This is a genomic window from Streptomyces sp. NPDC046909 (genome assembly GCF_040644695.1).
In the GTDB taxonomy this organism is placed as follows: domain Bacteria; phylum Actinomycetota; class Actinomycetes; order Streptomycetales; family Streptomycetaceae; genus Streptomyces.
On record NZ_JBEYXC010000008.1, the window covers coordinates 272480 to 288995 of the forward strand.

A 16516-nucleotide genomic window follows, 5' to 3' on the forward strand; every position below is an offset into this window, starting at 1 on the left:
CCCCCTGGCGGGGCCCGGCTCTTCCTTCTCTGGAGTCCACGTGTTCCTGGACCAGCCCATCGCCTGGACGGACAGCCACTGGCCAGCCGTCCTGACCGCGGGCTTCCTCGTCCTCCTCACCACCGCCATCGCCGCCTACATCGCCCACCGCAGCAGCGGCGCCGTCCTGGCCGCCGGCATCGGCGCCCTCGTGTGCACCGGCTTCTCCGCCGACACCTCCTGGCGGTTCGCCGGCGACCGGCTCGGCATGCAGGACAGCGAGCGCCTGGCCCTGTTCGCCGCAGGAGAGATCGGCCTCCTCGCCTGCGCCGTCATGGCCCGGGCCAACAAGAAGGCCACCGCGACCGCCGACCACGCCGGCACCCCGGGCGTGCCCGGCGTCCTGGTCTGGTGCATCACCGGTATGCAGCTGGTGCCCGCGTTCTCCGAGTCCGGATTCTGGGGCGGCCTGATCCGCTCCGTGTTCGGCCCGGTCCTGGCCGCGCTGCTCTGGCACCTGGCCATGGGCCTCGAGATCCGCATCGCCCGGCCCGAAGCCCTGTCGACCGGACTGCCCGCACAGATCGGCCACGAGCTCCGCGAGCGCCTGCTGTCCCGTCTCGGCCTCGCCGTACGCGGCCGCACCGCCGCCCAGGTCTCCCGCGACCGTGCCACCGCCCGCGCCGTACGCCTCGCCTCCCGCAGACACCTCGGCTGGTGGGGCCGCGCCGCTCTCAAGGCCTCGGTCGCCCGGTCCGGCGCCGCCGTCGACGGCACCCAGCGTCACCAGCTCATGCAGCTGCTCGCCGCGCGCCGCAGTGCCGCCATGCTGCGCGACGTCGAGCTACCGACACCGTGGGTGGCAGAGCCCGTACCCGAGCCGTACCCAGGTACACCGCTGGGAGTCACGGGTGCCGAGCTCCGGCGCATGGACCCGCTCGACGCGGTCCTGCAGGTACACGCCGCGCACCCGGACGCCACACCCGGTGAGCTCGCTTCGCTGTGCACCGAGTACGGCGTACCCGTATCCGAGACGCAGGTACGTGTCGCCCTGCACGCCGTACCCGACCAGGTACAGCCCGCCGTACCCGACCGCGCCGTCCAGCTCCCTGCCCTGTTCCCTGCCCCGCTCACGGACGTCGCCACGGAACTCGCCATCCACCAGGCCGTACCTGACACCGTCGAGTACGTGTACCGGGGCTCCGGCCTGCACCTCGACGTCACCACCGAGGCCAAGGTGCGCAGCGAGTACGCCTGCGCCGTACCCGCCGAGATGATCCGCCCAGGGCGTACCCGAGCCGAGGTACACAGTCGCGTACCCGACCCCGTCACCGATCCGGTCGCGGTCAGGGACGGTGCCCGGGAGCTCCGCCGCAGCCGTGGGCACGGGGCTGCCTCCGATGGTGGTGGACAGCCGCCTGCCTCTCCTTCGGGTACGGACGTACTCGTACTCGAGGTGCGCGCTGGGGAGCAGGTACGCCCCGTACCCGCTGCCGCAGGTACGGCGGGTACGGGGGTGTCCGAAGAGCTCCTCGAGCAGGCCCGGCGAGTCGATGGCGACCACCGCCGTGCCCACGGCCGCCACGCGCCTATCCGCGTCCTCAAGGCCGAGCTCGGCATCGGCCAGCCCAAGGCCGAGTTAGTCCGCCAGGCCCTCGAAGGGTTGGCATCCCAGTCGGGGGCTGCGCATGGCTGAGGCACCCACGATCACGCTGCGGGACTTGGCCGAGGCCTGGCATCTGTGCGCCGCGTTCGGCCTCACCAGCCCGGCTGCCGCGCACCTCGCCGACGGCAGCGGCGCGCTCCTCGCCACGCTCGCGCTTCTCGCCGGGCACCGCAGGCCAGCCGCCACACTGTCCGCCACCTCCTGCGCGGCCTGGCTCGCCTCCGCCCTCATCCACCACGGGAGCCCGCTGTGATCGCGCTGTTCTGGCCTCTCGCCACGCTCATAGCCGCAGCAGGGCTCTGCGTCATCGCGCCCCGCCAGACGCCCGGGCTCTACCTGTGGCCGGTGTCCTGCACCGCCGCCTTCATCTGCCTCCTCGCCGCGCTCGCCGCGGCCGTCATCCGATAGGAACCCGCGTCGTGCCGTACACCGTGATCAACCTGGGTGGTGTCGCCCTGGGCGTCGGCCTCATCCTGATGTTCCTGATCCGCTGGTGGTTCAAGGAGAAGCATCAGTGGACGGCCCTCGTCCCGTTCGTCCTCGCGCACCTCTATGGCCTGATCGCCGCGCTCGCCACCTTCACCGCCTGGTCTCTCCTGGGCCTCGTCACCTGGGTCGCCATCTGGGCCGCGAACGTCGGCGGATACGTCGGCCTCGTCTGGGGGGTCGGCGGGAACGCCCCGGTCGTCGCGCACGGCACTCCGGTCGTGCTCACCGACGGCGGGTTCGTGATCGTGTTCCTGCTGACGTTGGTGGTCGCCGCGTTGTGGAAGTGGGCGCCGCGGGTGCCGAACTGGAAGCTCGCCATGGGCGTGTTCTCCGGGGTGTGTCTCGCCCTGTCGGGGAGCGTGGCCGGGGTAGCCGCGGTGCCGTTGGGCAGCGCCGTGAACATGCTGGGCGTCGGATTCACCGGGACGTTCACGTGAGCGCGCAGCAGGAGCCAGAGCCCGACACCGGTGAGCCGGAGAACTCCGAGGCCCAGGAGGCGCCGGGGGAGTCGGACGCGATGAGCGAGCGGACGGCTCGCGTGATCCTCGCCCTCGTCGGAGTCGGCGCCGTGTGGGGGCTGGTGGCCGCCTTCCCGTGGATCGCGTACATCATCGTCGGGATCCTCGGCACGCTCGCCGTGCAGACGCTTCAGGCCTGGCTGGCCCAACGGCAGAAGAGCGGCGGGCCCGCCGACGAGGGGGCACCCGAGCCGACGACGACAGAGTTGAGCGACGACGACGTCGTCCAGGCGCTCCACTTCCTGGCCGCGCCGAACGTCTTCCTCTCCTCGCTCGCCGCACATCTCGACGTCACCATGGCCGCGATGCGCGCCGTGCTGGAGGCCATGGGCATTCAGGTCCGCCGCGCCGTACGCGTTGGCGGCACCACGGGGGTGGGCGTACACGCGGACGACATCCCGCCCCTCCCCCAGCCCCTCTCGGAAGACCCTGTTGACGGCGTTGACCAGGAACAACCAACCAACCAACAGGGCGTACGCATCGAGAGGACCGACGGCGGGTTCGTCATCTACGACCTCACCGACGGCCACCACCACGCCGTCGACAAGGAAGCCGAGGGGAGGTGAACGCGATGTTCCGACGCCTCCTCACCGCCCTCGTCTACGAGTACTGCGGGATATGCGGCTGGTGGACCAAGCCCGGCTGTGGTCACTGACACCGGGTCCCGCCGCACAAGCCCGTCGCGCTGCGGAGCCCGGTGCTCCATCCTGTGTCCATGCCTGCCGCGCTGAAGTTCACCGGTGAAGACAAGGACCTGACCCTCGACGAGCTCGCCGCCTTCGTCGAGGCGGCACGTAAGGCCGGCGCCCCGAGCGACAACCCCGTCCGCGCTGAGCTGTCGACGTCCGGAAAGATCAAACAAGTTGAGATCGCGCTCGGCGAGGACGCCGATTGAAGTCCGGTCCGGGCGCGCCGAAGGAGGAGACCCGATGAGCGAGCGCGTCAGCGTCAAGGTACTGCTGCTGTTCGGCGACCAGGCCGAGATCGTCGCCGACATCCCGCCGGAGGAGCGCGCCGAGCCGGAACGCTACCCGGCCGAGGAGATCGCCGAGGCGGTCGGTATGCCCGTGAAGGATCTTGTCGGCAAGCGGCTCACTGCTGTCGTGGGCGCCGACGCTTCCCTGTCTGGCTGGCGGCTGGCCTGACCTCTCGTGCCCTGCCCCGGTCCGGTGCGGGCCGGGGCATTCCCCTCCCCAAAGGTGTTGCAATTATAGAAGCAAGTGCTGTAAAGTTAGAAATGTCAGGGCGGGGGGTGACAGCCCCGCCACTGGCAGCCAGTTGAAAATTCCAGAGAGGAGAAGTCGTGGCAGATCACGACAGCAGGGAGAGGTTCCTCGCACTCGCCGAGGCCACCGTCGGAGCGTTCGCCTACATGGCGGCACTCCTGGAGGAACTCCCGGTCCCCGTCGTCGTCCCGGACCTGGTCCTGGCCGTCGACAACGAACCGACGGAGGTCCTGGTCGGCCTCAACCGGGCGCGGACGCTGCTCGAAGACGAACCGATCTCCGACCGCCACAAGCGGGCCTACGAGCACATGGTGCTCGACTGGTTCGCGGCGTACGAGACGCTCGCCCTCGTGAAGCTCGCCGGACCCGCACCCTGGCGACTGGACGTCGTTGAATTCGCACTCCAGCGGTTCATGACGTGGGTCGAAGTGATCGAAGACGACGAGCCGGACGACAGCCAGTCGTAGCGGCTCACACCGCCCCGGGCAGCCAGCCCGGGGCGGGCACTCCTCCCGGAACCCTCAACCCCGGCACACCCACTGTCACGACAGCACAACGGGGCCGGCGCAGACCCCAGGGCAAACCTGGGGGTGACAGAGCGCCGGCCCCGACCAGTTGAAAACTCCGCAAAGGAGAATCCGCCACCATGGTAAAACGCCCCGGCCTCATCGCCCCCGAGATCGCCGAGACGTACGGCGTGAGCATCCACACCGTGACGAAGACGTGGGCGCAGCACCCGGCCTGGCCCGACTCGGTCGGGAAGCGCGGCCGATACAAGGAGTACGCCGCCGAGGACATCGCCGACTTTGTGCATGAGCACATCGAGCGCCAGGCCGTCGCTCTCGAAGCACGTCGGCTCTACACCGCGCAGCAGCTAGAGGAGGCGGGAATCGGGATCAAGGCCGGGACCATCCGCGCGGACCTGACGCGCAGCCGATGGCCCGAGCCCGACGACGCCGAGGGTGGCGTCAACCGCTGGTACGGCGCCACCGCCACCCGCGCGCTCGAGGGGCGCCGCGGATACCGCCGCACCATCCGGGACTGACCGCAGCTCAGCCGATCCCGCGCATGCCGCAGCCAAGGCCAAGCTCCAGCCTCCACCCCCGCGCGTTGGCGCAACCTGGACAGGCAAGCGGACAATCGAGTGGACAATAGATTGGCGATTTCCGGGGACGCGTGAGCGGGTAGATAGGAGCTACGATGCGTCTCACCTGCGAATACCTGATGCCCCAGGAGTGCTAGATGCGGCGATTCGAAGAGACACACCCATGGATCACATTCCGTCTTGACCTGGTCAAGGAGATGGACCACGAGTCCTGGATGCTGCTCGGCGAGGCTGTCTCCAAGATGGACCACATCGCAGGCGTCCCTCTGCAGCCCGACGTCGCTACCGAACTCAATCAGGTCTATCTGTCCAAGGGCGCACACGCGACAACCCAGATCGAAGGAAACACCCTCTCCGAGGAAGAGGTTCGTCGGCGCGTCGACCACGACCTCAAGCTCCCCCCTTCACGGGAGTACCTCGGCCAGGAGATCGACAACGTAATCGAGGGCTACAACCTGATCATTGAGCACCTAGTCGAAGGCAAGCCCATCGCCCTGACTCCAGAGCGAATCAAGGAGTTCAACGCCATCGTTCTCCGCGACCTGCCGCCCGAGGAGGGCGTCGTGCCCGGCGAGGTCCGTACGGGGAGCGTCACAGTAGGCCATGTATACCGAGGCGCCCCCTCCGAGGACTGCGAGTACCTCCTCAGCACCTTGTGCGAGTGGCTCGACGGGATCCGCGCTACCGATGGCGCGCTCCACCGGCCCATGGCGGTCATCGCAGCGATCATGGCGCACCTGTACACCGCTTGGATCCACCCCTTCGGCAACGGCAACGGGCGCACCGCCCGACTCATCGAGTACCAGATGCTGATCCAAGCCGGTGCACCGACTGTCGCCGCTCACGTCCTCGCCGATCACTACAACAGGACGCGGACCGAGTACGCGCGCCAGCTCCAGCTGACGAGCGCGCGCGAGCCGTACTCGGTGAAAGGTCTGATCAAGTACGCGCTACAGGGTCTAGTGGACGGTCTTTCTGAGCAGATCGAGCAGATCCGCAACGACCAGTTCCGCGTCACCTGGGTGAACTTCATCCATGAACAGTTCCACGACAAGGACACACCCGCGTGCGCCCGCCAGCGTAAGCTCGCGCTGGCACTGACCCCAGGCACCACGCCTCGGACGACGATTCGAACACTGACGCCTGCCCTAGCCCTCGCGTACGCGGACAAGGAAGAAAAGACAGTGACCCGCGATCTCAACGCCCTGCGCGAGATGGGCCTCATCCGCGTAAAGAGGAACACCCGGGGAGCCATCACCGACGTACGGCCCAACATCGCGCGCCTGCGCGCCTTCCTGCCCTTGGTCGCCAATGCGGACGTTGTGTAACTCAGGCGACGGCTACCAGCCGTACCGCAGCCAGTCCTTCTTACGGGCTGTACCGACGACACGCAGGTCACAGCGCTGGACACGCTGACGATCAGCACTGCATAATCCGATGCCAGCAGCACACCTGTGCCCATACGCCGCATCAGCCCCCGCCACTGTGCGGGGGTTTCGCGTTTCCAGGGGGTGACCACATGCCCCACTCCGCCGACCGCGAGCCAGCTCACGGCCGCGAAGACGCCGACGGCGGTATCTGGTTCACCGTGAAGGAAGCTGCCGCATTCCTCGGCTGCAGCCCGCAGACGATCTACTCCTGGGAGAACCGCGGCCACCTCACGAACCCGTCACACGACGAGGCCAACCGGCGCATCTACAGCCAGCACCAGCTTGCCGCGGCCCACAGCACGACACGGCGCAACGCCGCAGCCGTGCGCCGCGTGGCCTGAACCCTCACCCCCGGTCGCCAACGGCGGCACCCACACGTACTTCACCAAGGAGGCCGCCGTGCCCCGCGTAGCCGTTCCCGTCACCCAGATCACCCGCGCCGGCGTCGCCCCCGGCACCGAAACCAACGGCGACCCGGTCAACAACCACACCGTCCCCAACAACGGGAAGATGCTCCTCGAGGTCCGCAACAGCGGCTCCACCGTGGCCCGCACAGTCACCTTCCGCTTCCCCACAGTCGTCGACGGCCAGGCCGTCACACCCCGCGCCGTCAGCATCCCCATCTCCAGCACCCGCCGCTTCGGCCCATTCCCCACCGGCGACTACGGCTCCCAGCTCCAGGTCGACGTCGACAACGCCGAACTCAAGCTCACCGCGTACGGCATCTGATGCCGGCCGTAGTCGGCAGAACCACCGTCGTCTGCCCCGGCTGCCACGAACAGATCGCTCTGTCCCTGCGCCTCGAGAAGACCGAAGACGCAGGCCCGGGCAAGCTGGTCCTGGCCGTCGACCGCAGCGCCGTGGAAGAGCACCTCGCACAGGCGCACCCCGAAACGGCGGACTCCTGATGGCCAGCCAGAAGATCGGGCAACTCCTCGACACGCTCGGCGTAGAGGCGCATATCGACGAGGGCGACCTCCCCACCGACGCCTTCGTGATCCTCAAGGTCGTCAAAGCCGACGGCACAGTAAGCCTCTCCAGCGCCCGCTCGGAGGGACTCGACTGGATCACCAGGCTCGGCATGGTCACCGCCGCCCAACAGATCGAGAACGGCGGCTACTACGAAGCGGCCCCCGACGACACCTGAGAGCAACTCGTGACGGACGACAGCCGGAAACTCAAAGCTGCCTACCAGCGCCTCGAGGAAGCCATCGACAACGTCGCACGCCTGGAAGGGTTCGAAGGCGTACGCACCGAGTGGATCCTCGTCTGCGCCTCACAGCGTTACGACGACGAAGGCGACGGCATCACCCAGGTCGGCACCCTGCTACCCGACGGCGGAGGGCAAGTCCCGTACCACCGGACCATGGGCCTCCTCGACTACGCCCTCACCCGCATGCGCGCTGAGGTCGCGCGAGACGACTGAGAGCTGGCATCCCCTCGCTCGGGTAGCAGATGTCCTGCCGATCAGTCCTGGAACGAACCGTCCCGCCGCCGCTGGTGCCGCCCCATCATGTGCTTGCACTGCGGACAGTTCTTCAGGAACACCGGCTTGATCAACCACGCCAGCGTGATCAGGTACAGCGTGTGACGGCCCTGCCTCGCGACCCAACTCATCGTGCACGTACGGCAGTCACGACACCCACCAGCCATGAGAGACCCCCCTCAACATCTGGAACCCCCCTGGCCCCAGAACGGGCACCGTACCCCAAAGGGGGTGATCGTCATGGGCAGACGCGCCATGACCGTCTGCTCCACCCCGGGCTGCCCCGAGTACACCCAGGGCGGACGCTGCACCGACTGCCGCGCCGCCGCCGAGCAGCGCCGCGGCACCAGCACCCAGCGCGGCTACGGCGCACGCCACCGCAACACCTTCCGCGCCGACGTCCTCGCCCGCGATCCACACTGCGTGTGCACCATCGAGGCCCATGACCACGGCGCGCCCTGCGGCAAGCCCAGCAAGCACGCCGACCACCACCCGCGAGACCGCAAGGAACTCGTCGCCGCCGGCGAAGACCCCGACGACCCACGCCACGGCCGCGGCCTCTGCGGCCCATGCCACAGCAGCGAGACCGCACGCCACCAGCCCGGAGGCTGGGCAGCCGAGCAGGGCTGACCACCACGCCCACGCCCGGGCAGCCGACACCGAGAGGCAGCCACGCAGGCACAGCGCCGCGAGCCGCCGATGACGATCACGAACCTTGATCACTTCGCGCTGCTCGCGCTCACCGCTCAGCGTCAACTCATGAGTGCTGCAGCGCACGTGGGCAACATCTGCACGCCCTGATGATCACGGCGCAATGTCGTGATCATTCCGGCCGATCGGACGCCCGCGCGGGTGGGGGCGCACCCGCGCGGGCGTGCGCGCAGGAGACCGCGGGGGAGGGCAATTCCAGCCTGTACGGGTCTGGAGATCCCCGCCTGACGCGTCGAACCGCCGGCATCACCCGCACCACCGCCCAGCCGCAACGGCCGGGCACCGACGCGCCGCAACGGCGCTCACCAGGAGAGATGCCCCATGGCAGGTACGGGACCAGCCCCCAAGCCGGAAGGAGCGCGACGCCGGCGCAACGCCACCGTCGCGATGACGCCACTGCCCCCAAGTGGGCGAAAGGGCCGGCCCCCGAAGTGGCCGCTGCTGGACGACGTCGTCCTCACCGCCCGACGCGACCTGGCACTGCGTAAGGCCGACGAACTGGAGCTCGCGCTCCTGGAGCCGACCCTCAAGGGCCGCGCGAAGGTGGCCGCGGAGAAGAAGGCGGACTCGGCACGCGAGGCCGCGCTCATCCTGACCAAGCAGCTCGAAGCGCAGCAGCAGATCGAGGGCGAGCTGTGGAAGCAGCTGTGGGCAACACCGCAGGCCGTGATGTGGCAGCAGCTGTCCTGGACGCGTGAGGTCGCGCAGTACGTGCGCTGGAAGTCGCGCGCGGAGGCTGGCGACCTGGACGCGGCCAAGGAGGCGCGGCAGCTGGCGGACAGGTTGGGGCTGACGCCGCTGGCGATGCTGCGGCTGCGGTGGAAGGTCGCCGATCCGGACGAGACGCCGGCGATGCCGCAGGCTCGGAAGAGGGCGGCTGCTGCTCGGAGGCGGCCAAGGCCGGACGATCCGCGGGCCGCGCTGCACGTGGTGGAGTAGGCCGTGGGCGTCCTGATGGTGCCCCGGCCGGACGACGAGTTCTGGCCGACTCTGGGCCCTCAGGTATGCGACCTCCTCGAGGAGCGGGCCGTTCACGGTCCGGGTGCGCTGCGCGGTCAGCCGTACGTGCTGGACGCGGAGAAGCGTGCGCTGATCTACCGCTGGTACGAGGTCTATCCGCAGGGCCACCCGCGGGCGGGCAAGCGGCGCTTCAAGCGTGTCGGGCTCAGCGTCCGCAAGGGCACGGCCAAGACGGAGCTCGCCGCGGCGGTCGCCTTCGCGGAGCTGCACCCCGAGGGGCCGGTCCGGTGCGACGGGTTCGACGCGGACGGCGAGCCGGTCGGGGTGCCGGTGTCGGACCCGTACATCCCGATGGTCGCGTACACCGAGGAGCAGACCGAGGAGCTCGCGTACGCGGCGCTGTACGTGATCGTCACGGAGGGGCCGGACGTCGACCTGTTTGACCCGGGTCTGGACCGCATCATGCGGTGGGACGGGCTGGGCCGGGCTGTGCCGCTCGCCTCGTCGCCGGACGCCCGTGACGGTGCCCGTACGACGTTCCAGCACTTCGACGAGACGCACCGGTTCACGCTGCCCCGGCACCGTGAAGCGCATCAGACGATGTTGGCGAACATCCCGAAGATCATGCTGTTCGATCCGTGGTCGCTGGAGACGACCACCACGTACACCCCCGGCGAGGGCAGCGTGGCGCAGGGAACGCACGAGTTCGCCGAGCTCGTCGACTCCGGCAAGAGCCGTGATCGGACGCTGTTCTTCTTCCACCGGCAGGCGGACCCCCGGCCGGACGAGGACCTGTTGGACGAGGACACGATCCGGGCCGCGGTCCGCGAGGCGAGCGGCCCAAGCATCGCGTCGTGGCCGGACTTTGAGGGCCAGGTCGACGCGATCGTCGCGCTGTACAACGCGCCGGACACCGACCGCGCCTACTGGGAGCGGGTCTGGCTCAACCGCCGGGTGCAGGCCGGGCGGCAGGCGTTCTCGGCCAGGCGGTGGGCGGAGCTCGCCCGGCCGGATCAGGCTCTGCCGGAGAAGGGCGAGCGAATCACGATCGGGTTCGACGGCGCGCAGTTCCGGGACGCCACCGCGCTGATCGCCACGCACCTGGCGAGTGGCTTCCAGTGGCCGCTGGGGATCTGGGAGGCGCCGCCCGGCGCCAACGAGGGCGACGACCCGGACCAGCAGTGGGAATGCCCGGCCGACGAGGTCGACGCCGCGATGGTGGAGGCCTTCGACACCTGGGACGTGGTCCGCGCCTACGTCGACCCTCCGTACTGGGAGGGCATGGTCACCACGTGGCAGGGCCGGTGGGGCGAAAAGCGCGTCACGAAGTGGTGGACCAACCGACTCAAGGCCACGGCGTACTCACTGCGAGCCTATGAGGGAGCGATGAAGGCCGGGACGCTGACGCATTCCGGTCACGAGGTGTACGCCCGCCACGTCGCCAACGCCCGTAAGAAGCAGCTGAAGATGCTCGACGAGCAGGGCAAGCCGCTGTGGGTGATCGAGAAGGAACGGCACCAGTCGCCGCTGTCGATGGACGGCGCGATGGCCGGCTCCCTGTCGTGGGAGGCCCACCGCGACGCGATCGCCGCCGGCATGAACAAGCCGAAGAAGAGTTCCCGGATGGTCGTCATGCGGCGATAGAAGGCGAGGTGAGCTGTGGAGCGCACCGAGCTGCAGTGGCTGGAGCATCTGATCGCGTGCCACGACAAGGAGAAGGCCGATCTCAAGCGGCTGGACTCCTACTACGAGGGCACGCAGCCGCTGTCGTACATGGCGCCGGAATTGCAGCGCGAGCTCGAGGAGACCGTACGCCAGGTCGTCATCAACTGGCCGCGCCTAGTGGTCGACGCCATCGAGGAGCGCCTGGACGTCGAGGGCTTCCGCTTCCCGGGGCACGCCGAGGCCGACGAGGAGCTGTGGCGGATCTGGCAGGCCAACGACCTCGACGAGCAGTCTCAGCAGGGCCACTTGGACGCGCTCACGATGAAGCGCGCGTATGTGGTGGTCGGGTCGAACGAGGACGACGAGACGACGCCGCTGGTGTCGGTGGAGTCGGCCCTCGACATGTACGCCGAGCACGACCCGCGGACCCGGAAGATCGCGGCCGCAGTGAAGCGGTGGTGCGAGGGCGAGGGGAAGGACGAGGTCGAACACGCCACCCTGTACCTGCCGGACGTGACGATCTGGTGGGTGAAGAGGGACGGCGCGTGGGTGGAGGACCCAGACTTCCCGCGCGACGAGCACGACATGGGCGAGGTGCCGGTTGAGGTCCTCGCGAACCGGCCGCGGCTGAAATACCGCAACGGCATCAGCGAACTCGCGGACGTCATCCCGCTGTCGGACGCCGCCTGCAAGATCGCCACCGACATGATGGTCAGCGCGGAGTATCACGCCACCCCAAGGAGGGTGGCGTTCGGGTTCGGCGAGGAGGACTTCGTCGACGAGCAGGGGAACAAGCTGTCCGCGTTCAGCCGGATCATCGGCCGGATGTGGGCCACGTCGCGGAGCAAGCAGGATGGCGCTGATGTCGTGCAGTTCCCCGAGGCGGACCTGAAGAATTTCCACGCGACGATCGGCCAGCTCGCCCAGCTGGTCGCGTCCCTGACCGGCATGCCGCCGCACTTCCTCGGACAGAGCACGGCCAACCCTGCCAGCGCGGACGCCATCCGCTCGAGCGAGGCGCGGCTCGTGAAGCGTGCCGAGCGCAAGCAGCGGGCGTGGGGCGGGACGTGGGAGCGGGTCATGCGGCTCGTGCTGCGCGTGAAGGAGGGCGAGTGGTCCGATGATGCCCGGGCGCTCGAGACGATCTGGCGGGACGCATCCACGCCGACGGTGGCGCAGGCCGCCGACGCCGCAGTGAAGAAGCACCAGGCGAAGATCGTGCCGCTGCGTCAGACACGTGAAGACCTCGGCTACAGCCAGGCGCAGATCGCTCGTATGGAGGAAGAGGACGAGCAGGACGCGCAGAACGCGTTGCGCCGCCTGGCGGCCGGGGACGTGACGCCGCTGTTCGGGACCAAGCCGGGTACAGAGCCGCCGGAAGACGAGGTATCGCCGGAGGCCGGCAGTGGCAACGCCGCCTGAACCAGCGCCGGATAGGCGGGGTCGGCGAGCCGGGCAGCCGTCGACCCCACGAGAGCTGGCCGCCGCCCACTACGACTACGTCGCGGCAACGATCCGCTCGATCGTCGAGCAGATACAGGCGGTGTGGAACCAGCTCACCGCGCAGTCGGTTGAGGCCGCTCTCCTCGGCGAGGCCGGCGCGCAGATCGCCGCCGCGGCGGTGGCCGGGCAGCTCAGCGTCGCCCAGGCCGCCCAGGCGTACATCGCCGCGCAGATGGCCGCGCAGGGCGGGCTGTCGCTGGCCCGGGCCACGCTGCTGCCGCAGCTGATTCCGTCGGCATTCACCGGGTTCGCTCCCGGCGGCGGTCCGCTGGAGTCGCTCCTGTACGTGCCCGCCATCGGGGTACGCCGTCGGCTGGCTGCCGGGTATCCGCCGGAGGAGGCGATGATCGGCGGTCTCGTGGACATGACGATGTACACGTCCACCGCCATCGCGGACGCTGCCCGCACCGCCGACCAGGCGGCCATGGCCGTGCACCCGCAGTGCGTGGCGTATGTGCGGGTCGTACGGCTGCCGGCCTGCGCCCGGTGCATCATCCTGTCCGGCCAGATGTACACCCGCAGCGAGGGCTTCCTCAGGCACCCGAACTGCGACTGCCAGACCCTGCCGCTGCGCGAGCACGAGTGGCCCGGCGTCTCCACCCCGGAGCAGCTGTTCGCTCAGCTCGACAAGGAGCAGCAGCAGCGTGTGTTCGGTGTCGACGGTGCCCGCGCCATCCGCGCGGGCGCGGACCTCGGGCAGGTCGTCAATGCCCGCCGCGGCATGGACACCGTCGACATCTACGGGCGCACCCTGCAGGTCACCCACGAAGGCGCCACGCGCCGCGCTGTCTACGGCCGAAGCCGGGCCCAGGCCGGTGACCGCATGCAGCGGTTCGCCGGACAGCGCTACGGCCAGGCCACGTCGATGCGGTACTACCGCTCGACCCGCTCTCCCCGGCTCATGCCCGAGGAGATCTTCCGTATCGCGGACGACCGCGACGACGAGCTGCGGCTGCTACGCCGCTACGGCTACATCGTGTAGCCGCCCAACCCGCCAGGACCGGCGCAACGCCGGTCCTCCGATCCCCGCAATGGGAGACACCCCACCATGCAGAACACCCGTAGGAGCTGGCTGCCCGCTGCGCACGGCACAGGCAACTGGTTCCAGCTGAACCGTCACGACGACCCCGACCCGGCCACTCCTCCGGCCGATCCGCCGGCGGATCCACCGGCTGACCCGGCCACCCCGCCTGCCGATCCGCCGGCGGACCCTGACCCTGCCGACCCGGAGGGCGCCGACCAGCTCGGTGATGCCGGGAAGAAGGCGCTCGACGCCATGAAGGCAGATCGGGCCGCGGCCAGGAGGGACGCGGCGGCCGCGAAGAAGCGCGCCGACGAGCTCGAGCGCCAGGTCCAGGACTACCAGGACCGCGACAAGTCCGAACTGGAGAAGGCGCAGGACGCCGCACAGCGCGCAACGGCTCGTGCGGAGGCCGCCACCAAGCAGGCTGTCAACGCGGAAGTCCGCGCGGCCGCCGTCGACTTCGCCGACGCCGACGACGCGATCGCGTTCCTGGACGTGGCGTCGTACGCCAACGACGCCGGCGAGATCGACACTGAGCAGATCCGCACAGACCTCGCCTCGCTGCTCGAGCGCAAGCCGCATCTTCGCCGCCCGGCCGCGGAACCGCCGAAGCCCAAGGGGCCCCGCCCGGACCCCGGTCAGGGGGCCCGGCCATCCGCGCCGCCGGCCGACTTCCGTACGGCGTCCAAGGACGAATACGAGACGGCCATGGCCAAGCTCGGCGTCACCACCCGACGTTGATCCGCATCACAGCACGGCTCTCCGACGGCGTCACGCGCCTGGAAGTCGAGGGCCACGAGGGTCACCTCGAGGGCGGGCGGGTCTGCGCGGCGGTCAGTGCCATCACCCAAACCGCGCTGCTCGGCCTCGAGCAGGTCGCGCGTATGCATCCGGACCTCGTGTCCATCGACATCCAAGAGGAGTAGCTATGTCGCTCGCGACACTCCCCACGCGCGGGGCCTGGTTCAACCTGGCCCGGCACGACATCCGCTCGACTCTCCCGGCAGCGATTCGGGAGATCATGCAGAACGGTCTGCTGTACCGGGCTTTCGAGGAGGCCCTGCTGCCGGAGTTCCTGTTCCCGGCGATCGCCAGCCCGCGGCCGTGGTCGCAGAACGTCGGCGACACCGGCACGTTCACGCGGACCGGTCTGCTCACCCCGACCACGACGCCGCTGGCCGGGGCGGACCCGGCGCCGCAGACGTACAGCATCGAGCAGTACTCGGTCACGATGGACCAGTACGGCATCACGATGGACACCAACATGCTGCAGTCCCGCATGTCGCTGGCGTCGAAGTTCATCGAGGACGCGCAGAAGCTGGCGATCTCGGCCGGTCAGTCCCTGAACCGGCTCGCCCGGGACAAGCTGTACAACGCGTACGCCGGCGGCCGCACCTGGGTGACCACGGCCGGCGCGTCCGACACCAGCGTCATCGTGGCGTCGGTGAAGGGCTTCGAGTACGCCCTGGTCAACGGCAAGCCCACCCCGGTCTCCGGCGCGAACCCGCTCGCCGTCACCATCGACGGCGTCGCGAACACGGTCACCGGCGTCAACGCCGGGACCAACACCCTCACGCTGGGCACGGCCCACGTGGACGTTGCCGGTGAGGCCATCGTCGCGGCCAACGCGCCGTTCTCCGTGCGCCCGTCGAACACCCTCGACACGGCGTACGACATCGGCACGTCGAACGTGGCGACGTTCAAGATGTTCCGGGCCGCCGTCGCCCGGCTGCGGAAGATGAACGTGCCGACGATGAACGGCTACTACACCGCGCACATCGACCCGGACACCGAGACCCAGCTGTACGACGACGCCGACTTCAAGCAGGCCCTGCAGGGACGAGTCGACTCCCCGATGTACCAAGACCTGTCCATCGGGCGGTTCGGCGGCATCGACTGGGTCCTCAACAACGAACTGCCCACCGTGGCCGGCGGATCGTCCAACAACGTCACCGTGCACCGGCCCATCGTGTTCGGCGGCGAGGCGCTGATCTCCGCGCCGTTCGAGGGCATGGGCGACCTCCTCGCAGAGGCCGACGTGTCCGACGTCCCCTCGATCCAGATGATCGGTCCAGCCAACGGCGTCCAGGTCGCCTACATCGTGCGGCCGCCGCAGGACCGCCTGCAGCAGATCCTCGCCCACACCTGGTCCTGGGTCGGCGACTTCGGTGTCCCGTCCGACGCGACCACCGGCGACTCCGCTCTGTTCAAGCGGGCCGTCGTCCTCGAGCACGCCTGATGCACGCTGGGTCCACCCTGCCTGGGTGGGCCTGCGGCCAACCACAGAAAGGAAGCCGGACGATGCGTGTGGTCGTACGGGAGGCCTTCAGGGCCTACATCAACATGCAGCCCGAGGACTTCACCCCCGGGCAGAAGATCAAGGGCGACACCGCAGTGCAGCTGCTGCGGTCCGGCGCCGCCGTCGACCCGGACGACGACGATGCCCGCCAGCTCGTCACGGCCTTCGGCGGCGAAGCCGACGACGGCCAGGAGCAGGAGGGAGACGGGAAGCGGGAGACCGAGCCGCCACACCGGACCCCGACGGTCGACGACAACGGGCCGGGGCATCCCGAGCCATCACTGCCGCCTGCCCCGTCTCATGACGCTCCGGTGAAGGAACTCCTCGAGTGGGTGGGTGAAGACCCGGCCCGCGCCCGTGAACTCCTCGGCATCGAGGAAGCGAAGGACCAGCCGCGCAGCACGCTGGTCAAGCAGCTCCAGAAGATCGCGGACGCATAGCTGAGAGGAGGGCAC

24 protein-coding genes are annotated in these 16516 nt (G+C 69.2%); all 24 read left to right on the plus strand.

Annotation, left to right across the window (positions count from 1 at the left end; all coding sequences use genetic code 11):
* Positions 1-40 precede the first annotated feature (40 nt).
* The 24 genes from ABZ928_RS27120 (at position 41) to ABZ928_RS27235 (ending at position 16501) form a co-directional block, all read left to right on the plus strand.
* Complete coding sequence (locus tag ABZ928_RS27120; RefSeq protein ID WP_361524079.1) at positions 41-1675, plus strand: hypothetical protein; 1635 nt, start codon at positions 41-43, stop codon at positions 1673-1675.
* Positions 1668-1898 (plus strand): hypothetical protein, encoded by a 231-nt coding sequence (locus ABZ928_RS27125; protein WP_361524082.1) that lies wholly within the window; start codon positions 1668-1670, stop codon positions 1896-1898. Before ABZ928_RS27120 ends, ABZ928_RS27125 begins: the two co-directional genes overlap by 8 nt.
* Entirely contained in the window at positions 1895-2053 is a 159-nt protein-coding gene (locus ABZ928_RS27130; protein ID WP_361524085.1) for a hypothetical protein, read from the plus strand. Before ABZ928_RS27125 ends, ABZ928_RS27130 begins: the two co-directional genes overlap by 4 nt.
* 11 nt (positions 2054-2064) lie before the next feature.
* Complete coding sequence (locus ABZ928_RS27135) at positions 2065-2571, plus strand: hypothetical protein (protein WP_361524088.1); 507 nt, start codon at positions 2065-2067, stop codon at positions 2569-2571.
* A complete protein-coding gene (locus tag ABZ928_RS27140; RefSeq protein WP_361524091.1) occupies positions 2568-3218 on the plus strand; it encodes a hypothetical protein in 651 nt (216 codons plus the stop codon). Before ABZ928_RS27135 ends, ABZ928_RS27140 begins: the two co-directional genes overlap by 4 nt.
* Before the next feature lie 149 nt (positions 3219-3367).
* The gene (locus ABZ928_RS27145; protein WP_361524094.1) at positions 3368-3547 is read left to right on the plus strand and encodes a hypothetical protein; all 180 of its coding nucleotides are present in this window, start codon (positions 3368-3370) and stop codon (positions 3545-3547) included.
* A 34-nt stretch (positions 3548-3581) separates the two neighbouring features.
* On the plus strand, positions 3582-3797 hold the full coding sequence (locus tag ABZ928_RS27150; RefSeq protein ID WP_361524096.1) for a hypothetical protein: 216 nt from the start codon (positions 3582-3584) through the stop codon (positions 3795-3797).
* A gap of 158 nt (positions 3798-3955) precedes the next feature.
* Positions 3956-4345: a hypothetical protein gene (locus ABZ928_RS27155; RefSeq protein WP_361524099.1), complete on the plus strand. Its 390-nt coding sequence runs from the start codon at positions 3956-3958 to the stop codon at positions 4343-4345.
* Between the two features lie 179 nt (positions 4346-4524).
* Entirely contained in the window at positions 4525-4923 is a 399-nt protein-coding gene (locus ABZ928_RS27160) for a hypothetical protein (protein WP_361524102.1), read from the plus strand.
* 197 nt (positions 4924-5120) lie between these two features.
* Positions 5121-6311: a Fic family protein gene (locus tag ABZ928_RS27165; RefSeq protein ID WP_361524105.1), complete on the plus strand. Its 1191-nt coding sequence runs from the start codon at positions 5121-5123 to the stop codon at positions 6309-6311.
* Between the two features lie 191 nt (positions 6312-6502).
* The gene (locus ABZ928_RS27170; protein ID WP_361524108.1) at positions 6503-6754 is read left to right on the plus strand and encodes a MerR family DNA-binding transcriptional regulator; all 252 of its coding nucleotides are present in this window, start codon (positions 6503-6505) and stop codon (positions 6752-6754) included.
* 58 nt (positions 6755-6812) lie between these two features.
* Positions 6813-7142 (plus strand): hypothetical protein, encoded by a 330-nt coding sequence (locus ABZ928_RS27175; protein ID WP_361524111.1) that lies wholly within the window; start codon positions 6813-6815, stop codon positions 7140-7142.
* Entirely contained in the window at positions 7142-7321 is a 180-nt protein-coding gene (locus ABZ928_RS27180; protein ID WP_361524114.1) for a hypothetical protein, read from the plus strand. The genes ABZ928_RS27175 and ABZ928_RS27180 overlap by 1 nt, the downstream gene beginning before the upstream one ends.
* A complete protein-coding gene (locus tag ABZ928_RS27185) occupies positions 7321-7560 on the plus strand; it encodes a hypothetical protein (protein WP_361524116.1) in 240 nt (79 codons plus the stop codon). The genes ABZ928_RS27180 and ABZ928_RS27185 overlap by 1 nt, the downstream gene beginning before the upstream one ends.
* 9 nt (positions 7561-7569) lie before the next feature.
* Positions 7570-7839: a hypothetical protein gene (locus ABZ928_RS27190; RefSeq protein WP_361524119.1), complete on the plus strand. Its 270-nt coding sequence runs from the start codon at positions 7570-7572 to the stop codon at positions 7837-7839.
* A gap of 300 nt (positions 7840-8139) precedes the next feature.
* Positions 8140-8529 (plus strand): holin, encoded by a 390-nt coding sequence (locus tag ABZ928_RS27195; RefSeq protein ID WP_361524121.1) that lies wholly within the window; start codon positions 8140-8142, stop codon positions 8527-8529.
* A 402-nt stretch (positions 8530-8931) separates the two neighbouring features.
* Positions 8932-9549 carry a hypothetical protein gene (locus tag ABZ928_RS27200; protein ID WP_361524124.1) on the plus strand — a complete coding sequence of 206 codons (618 nt, stop codon included), beginning with the start codon at positions 8932-8934 and terminating at the stop codon, positions 9547-9549.
* A 3-nt stretch (positions 9550-9552) separates the two neighbouring features.
* Positions 9553-11214 (plus strand): terminase, encoded by a 1662-nt coding sequence (locus tag ABZ928_RS27205; protein ID WP_361524126.1) that lies wholly within the window; start codon positions 9553-9555, stop codon positions 11212-11214.
* 15 nt (positions 11215-11229) lie between these two features.
* Entirely contained in the window at positions 11230-12657 is a 1428-nt protein-coding gene (locus ABZ928_RS27210; protein ID WP_361524129.1) for a phage portal protein, read from the plus strand.
* The gene (locus ABZ928_RS27215; protein ID WP_361524132.1) at positions 12641-13720 is read left to right on the plus strand and encodes a hypothetical protein; all 1080 of its coding nucleotides are present in this window, start codon (positions 12641-12643) and stop codon (positions 13718-13720) included. The genes ABZ928_RS27210 and ABZ928_RS27215 overlap by 17 nt, the downstream gene beginning before the upstream one ends.
* A gap of 66 nt (positions 13721-13786) precedes the next feature.
* On the plus strand, positions 13787-14503 hold the full coding sequence (locus ABZ928_RS27220; RefSeq protein ID WP_361524135.1) for a hypothetical protein: 717 nt from the start codon (positions 13787-13789) through the stop codon (positions 14501-14503).
* Positions 14500-14688: a ribosomal-processing cysteine protease Prp gene (locus tag ABZ928_RS27225; RefSeq protein ID WP_360554102.1), complete on the plus strand. Its 189-nt coding sequence runs from the start codon at positions 14500-14502 to the stop codon at positions 14686-14688. Before ABZ928_RS27220 ends, ABZ928_RS27225 begins: the two co-directional genes overlap by 4 nt.
* 2 nt (positions 14689-14690) lie before the next feature.
* Positions 14691-16001, plus strand: a complete 1311-nt coding sequence (locus tag ABZ928_RS27230) for a hypothetical protein (RefSeq protein WP_361524138.1) — start codon at positions 14691-14693, stop codon at positions 15999-16001.
* A gap of 62 nt (positions 16002-16063) precedes the next feature.
* The gene (locus ABZ928_RS27235) at positions 16064-16501 is read left to right on the plus strand and encodes a hypothetical protein (protein WP_361524141.1); all 438 of its coding nucleotides are present in this window, start codon (positions 16064-16066) and stop codon (positions 16499-16501) included.
* Positions 16502-16516 lie beyond the last annotated feature (15 nt).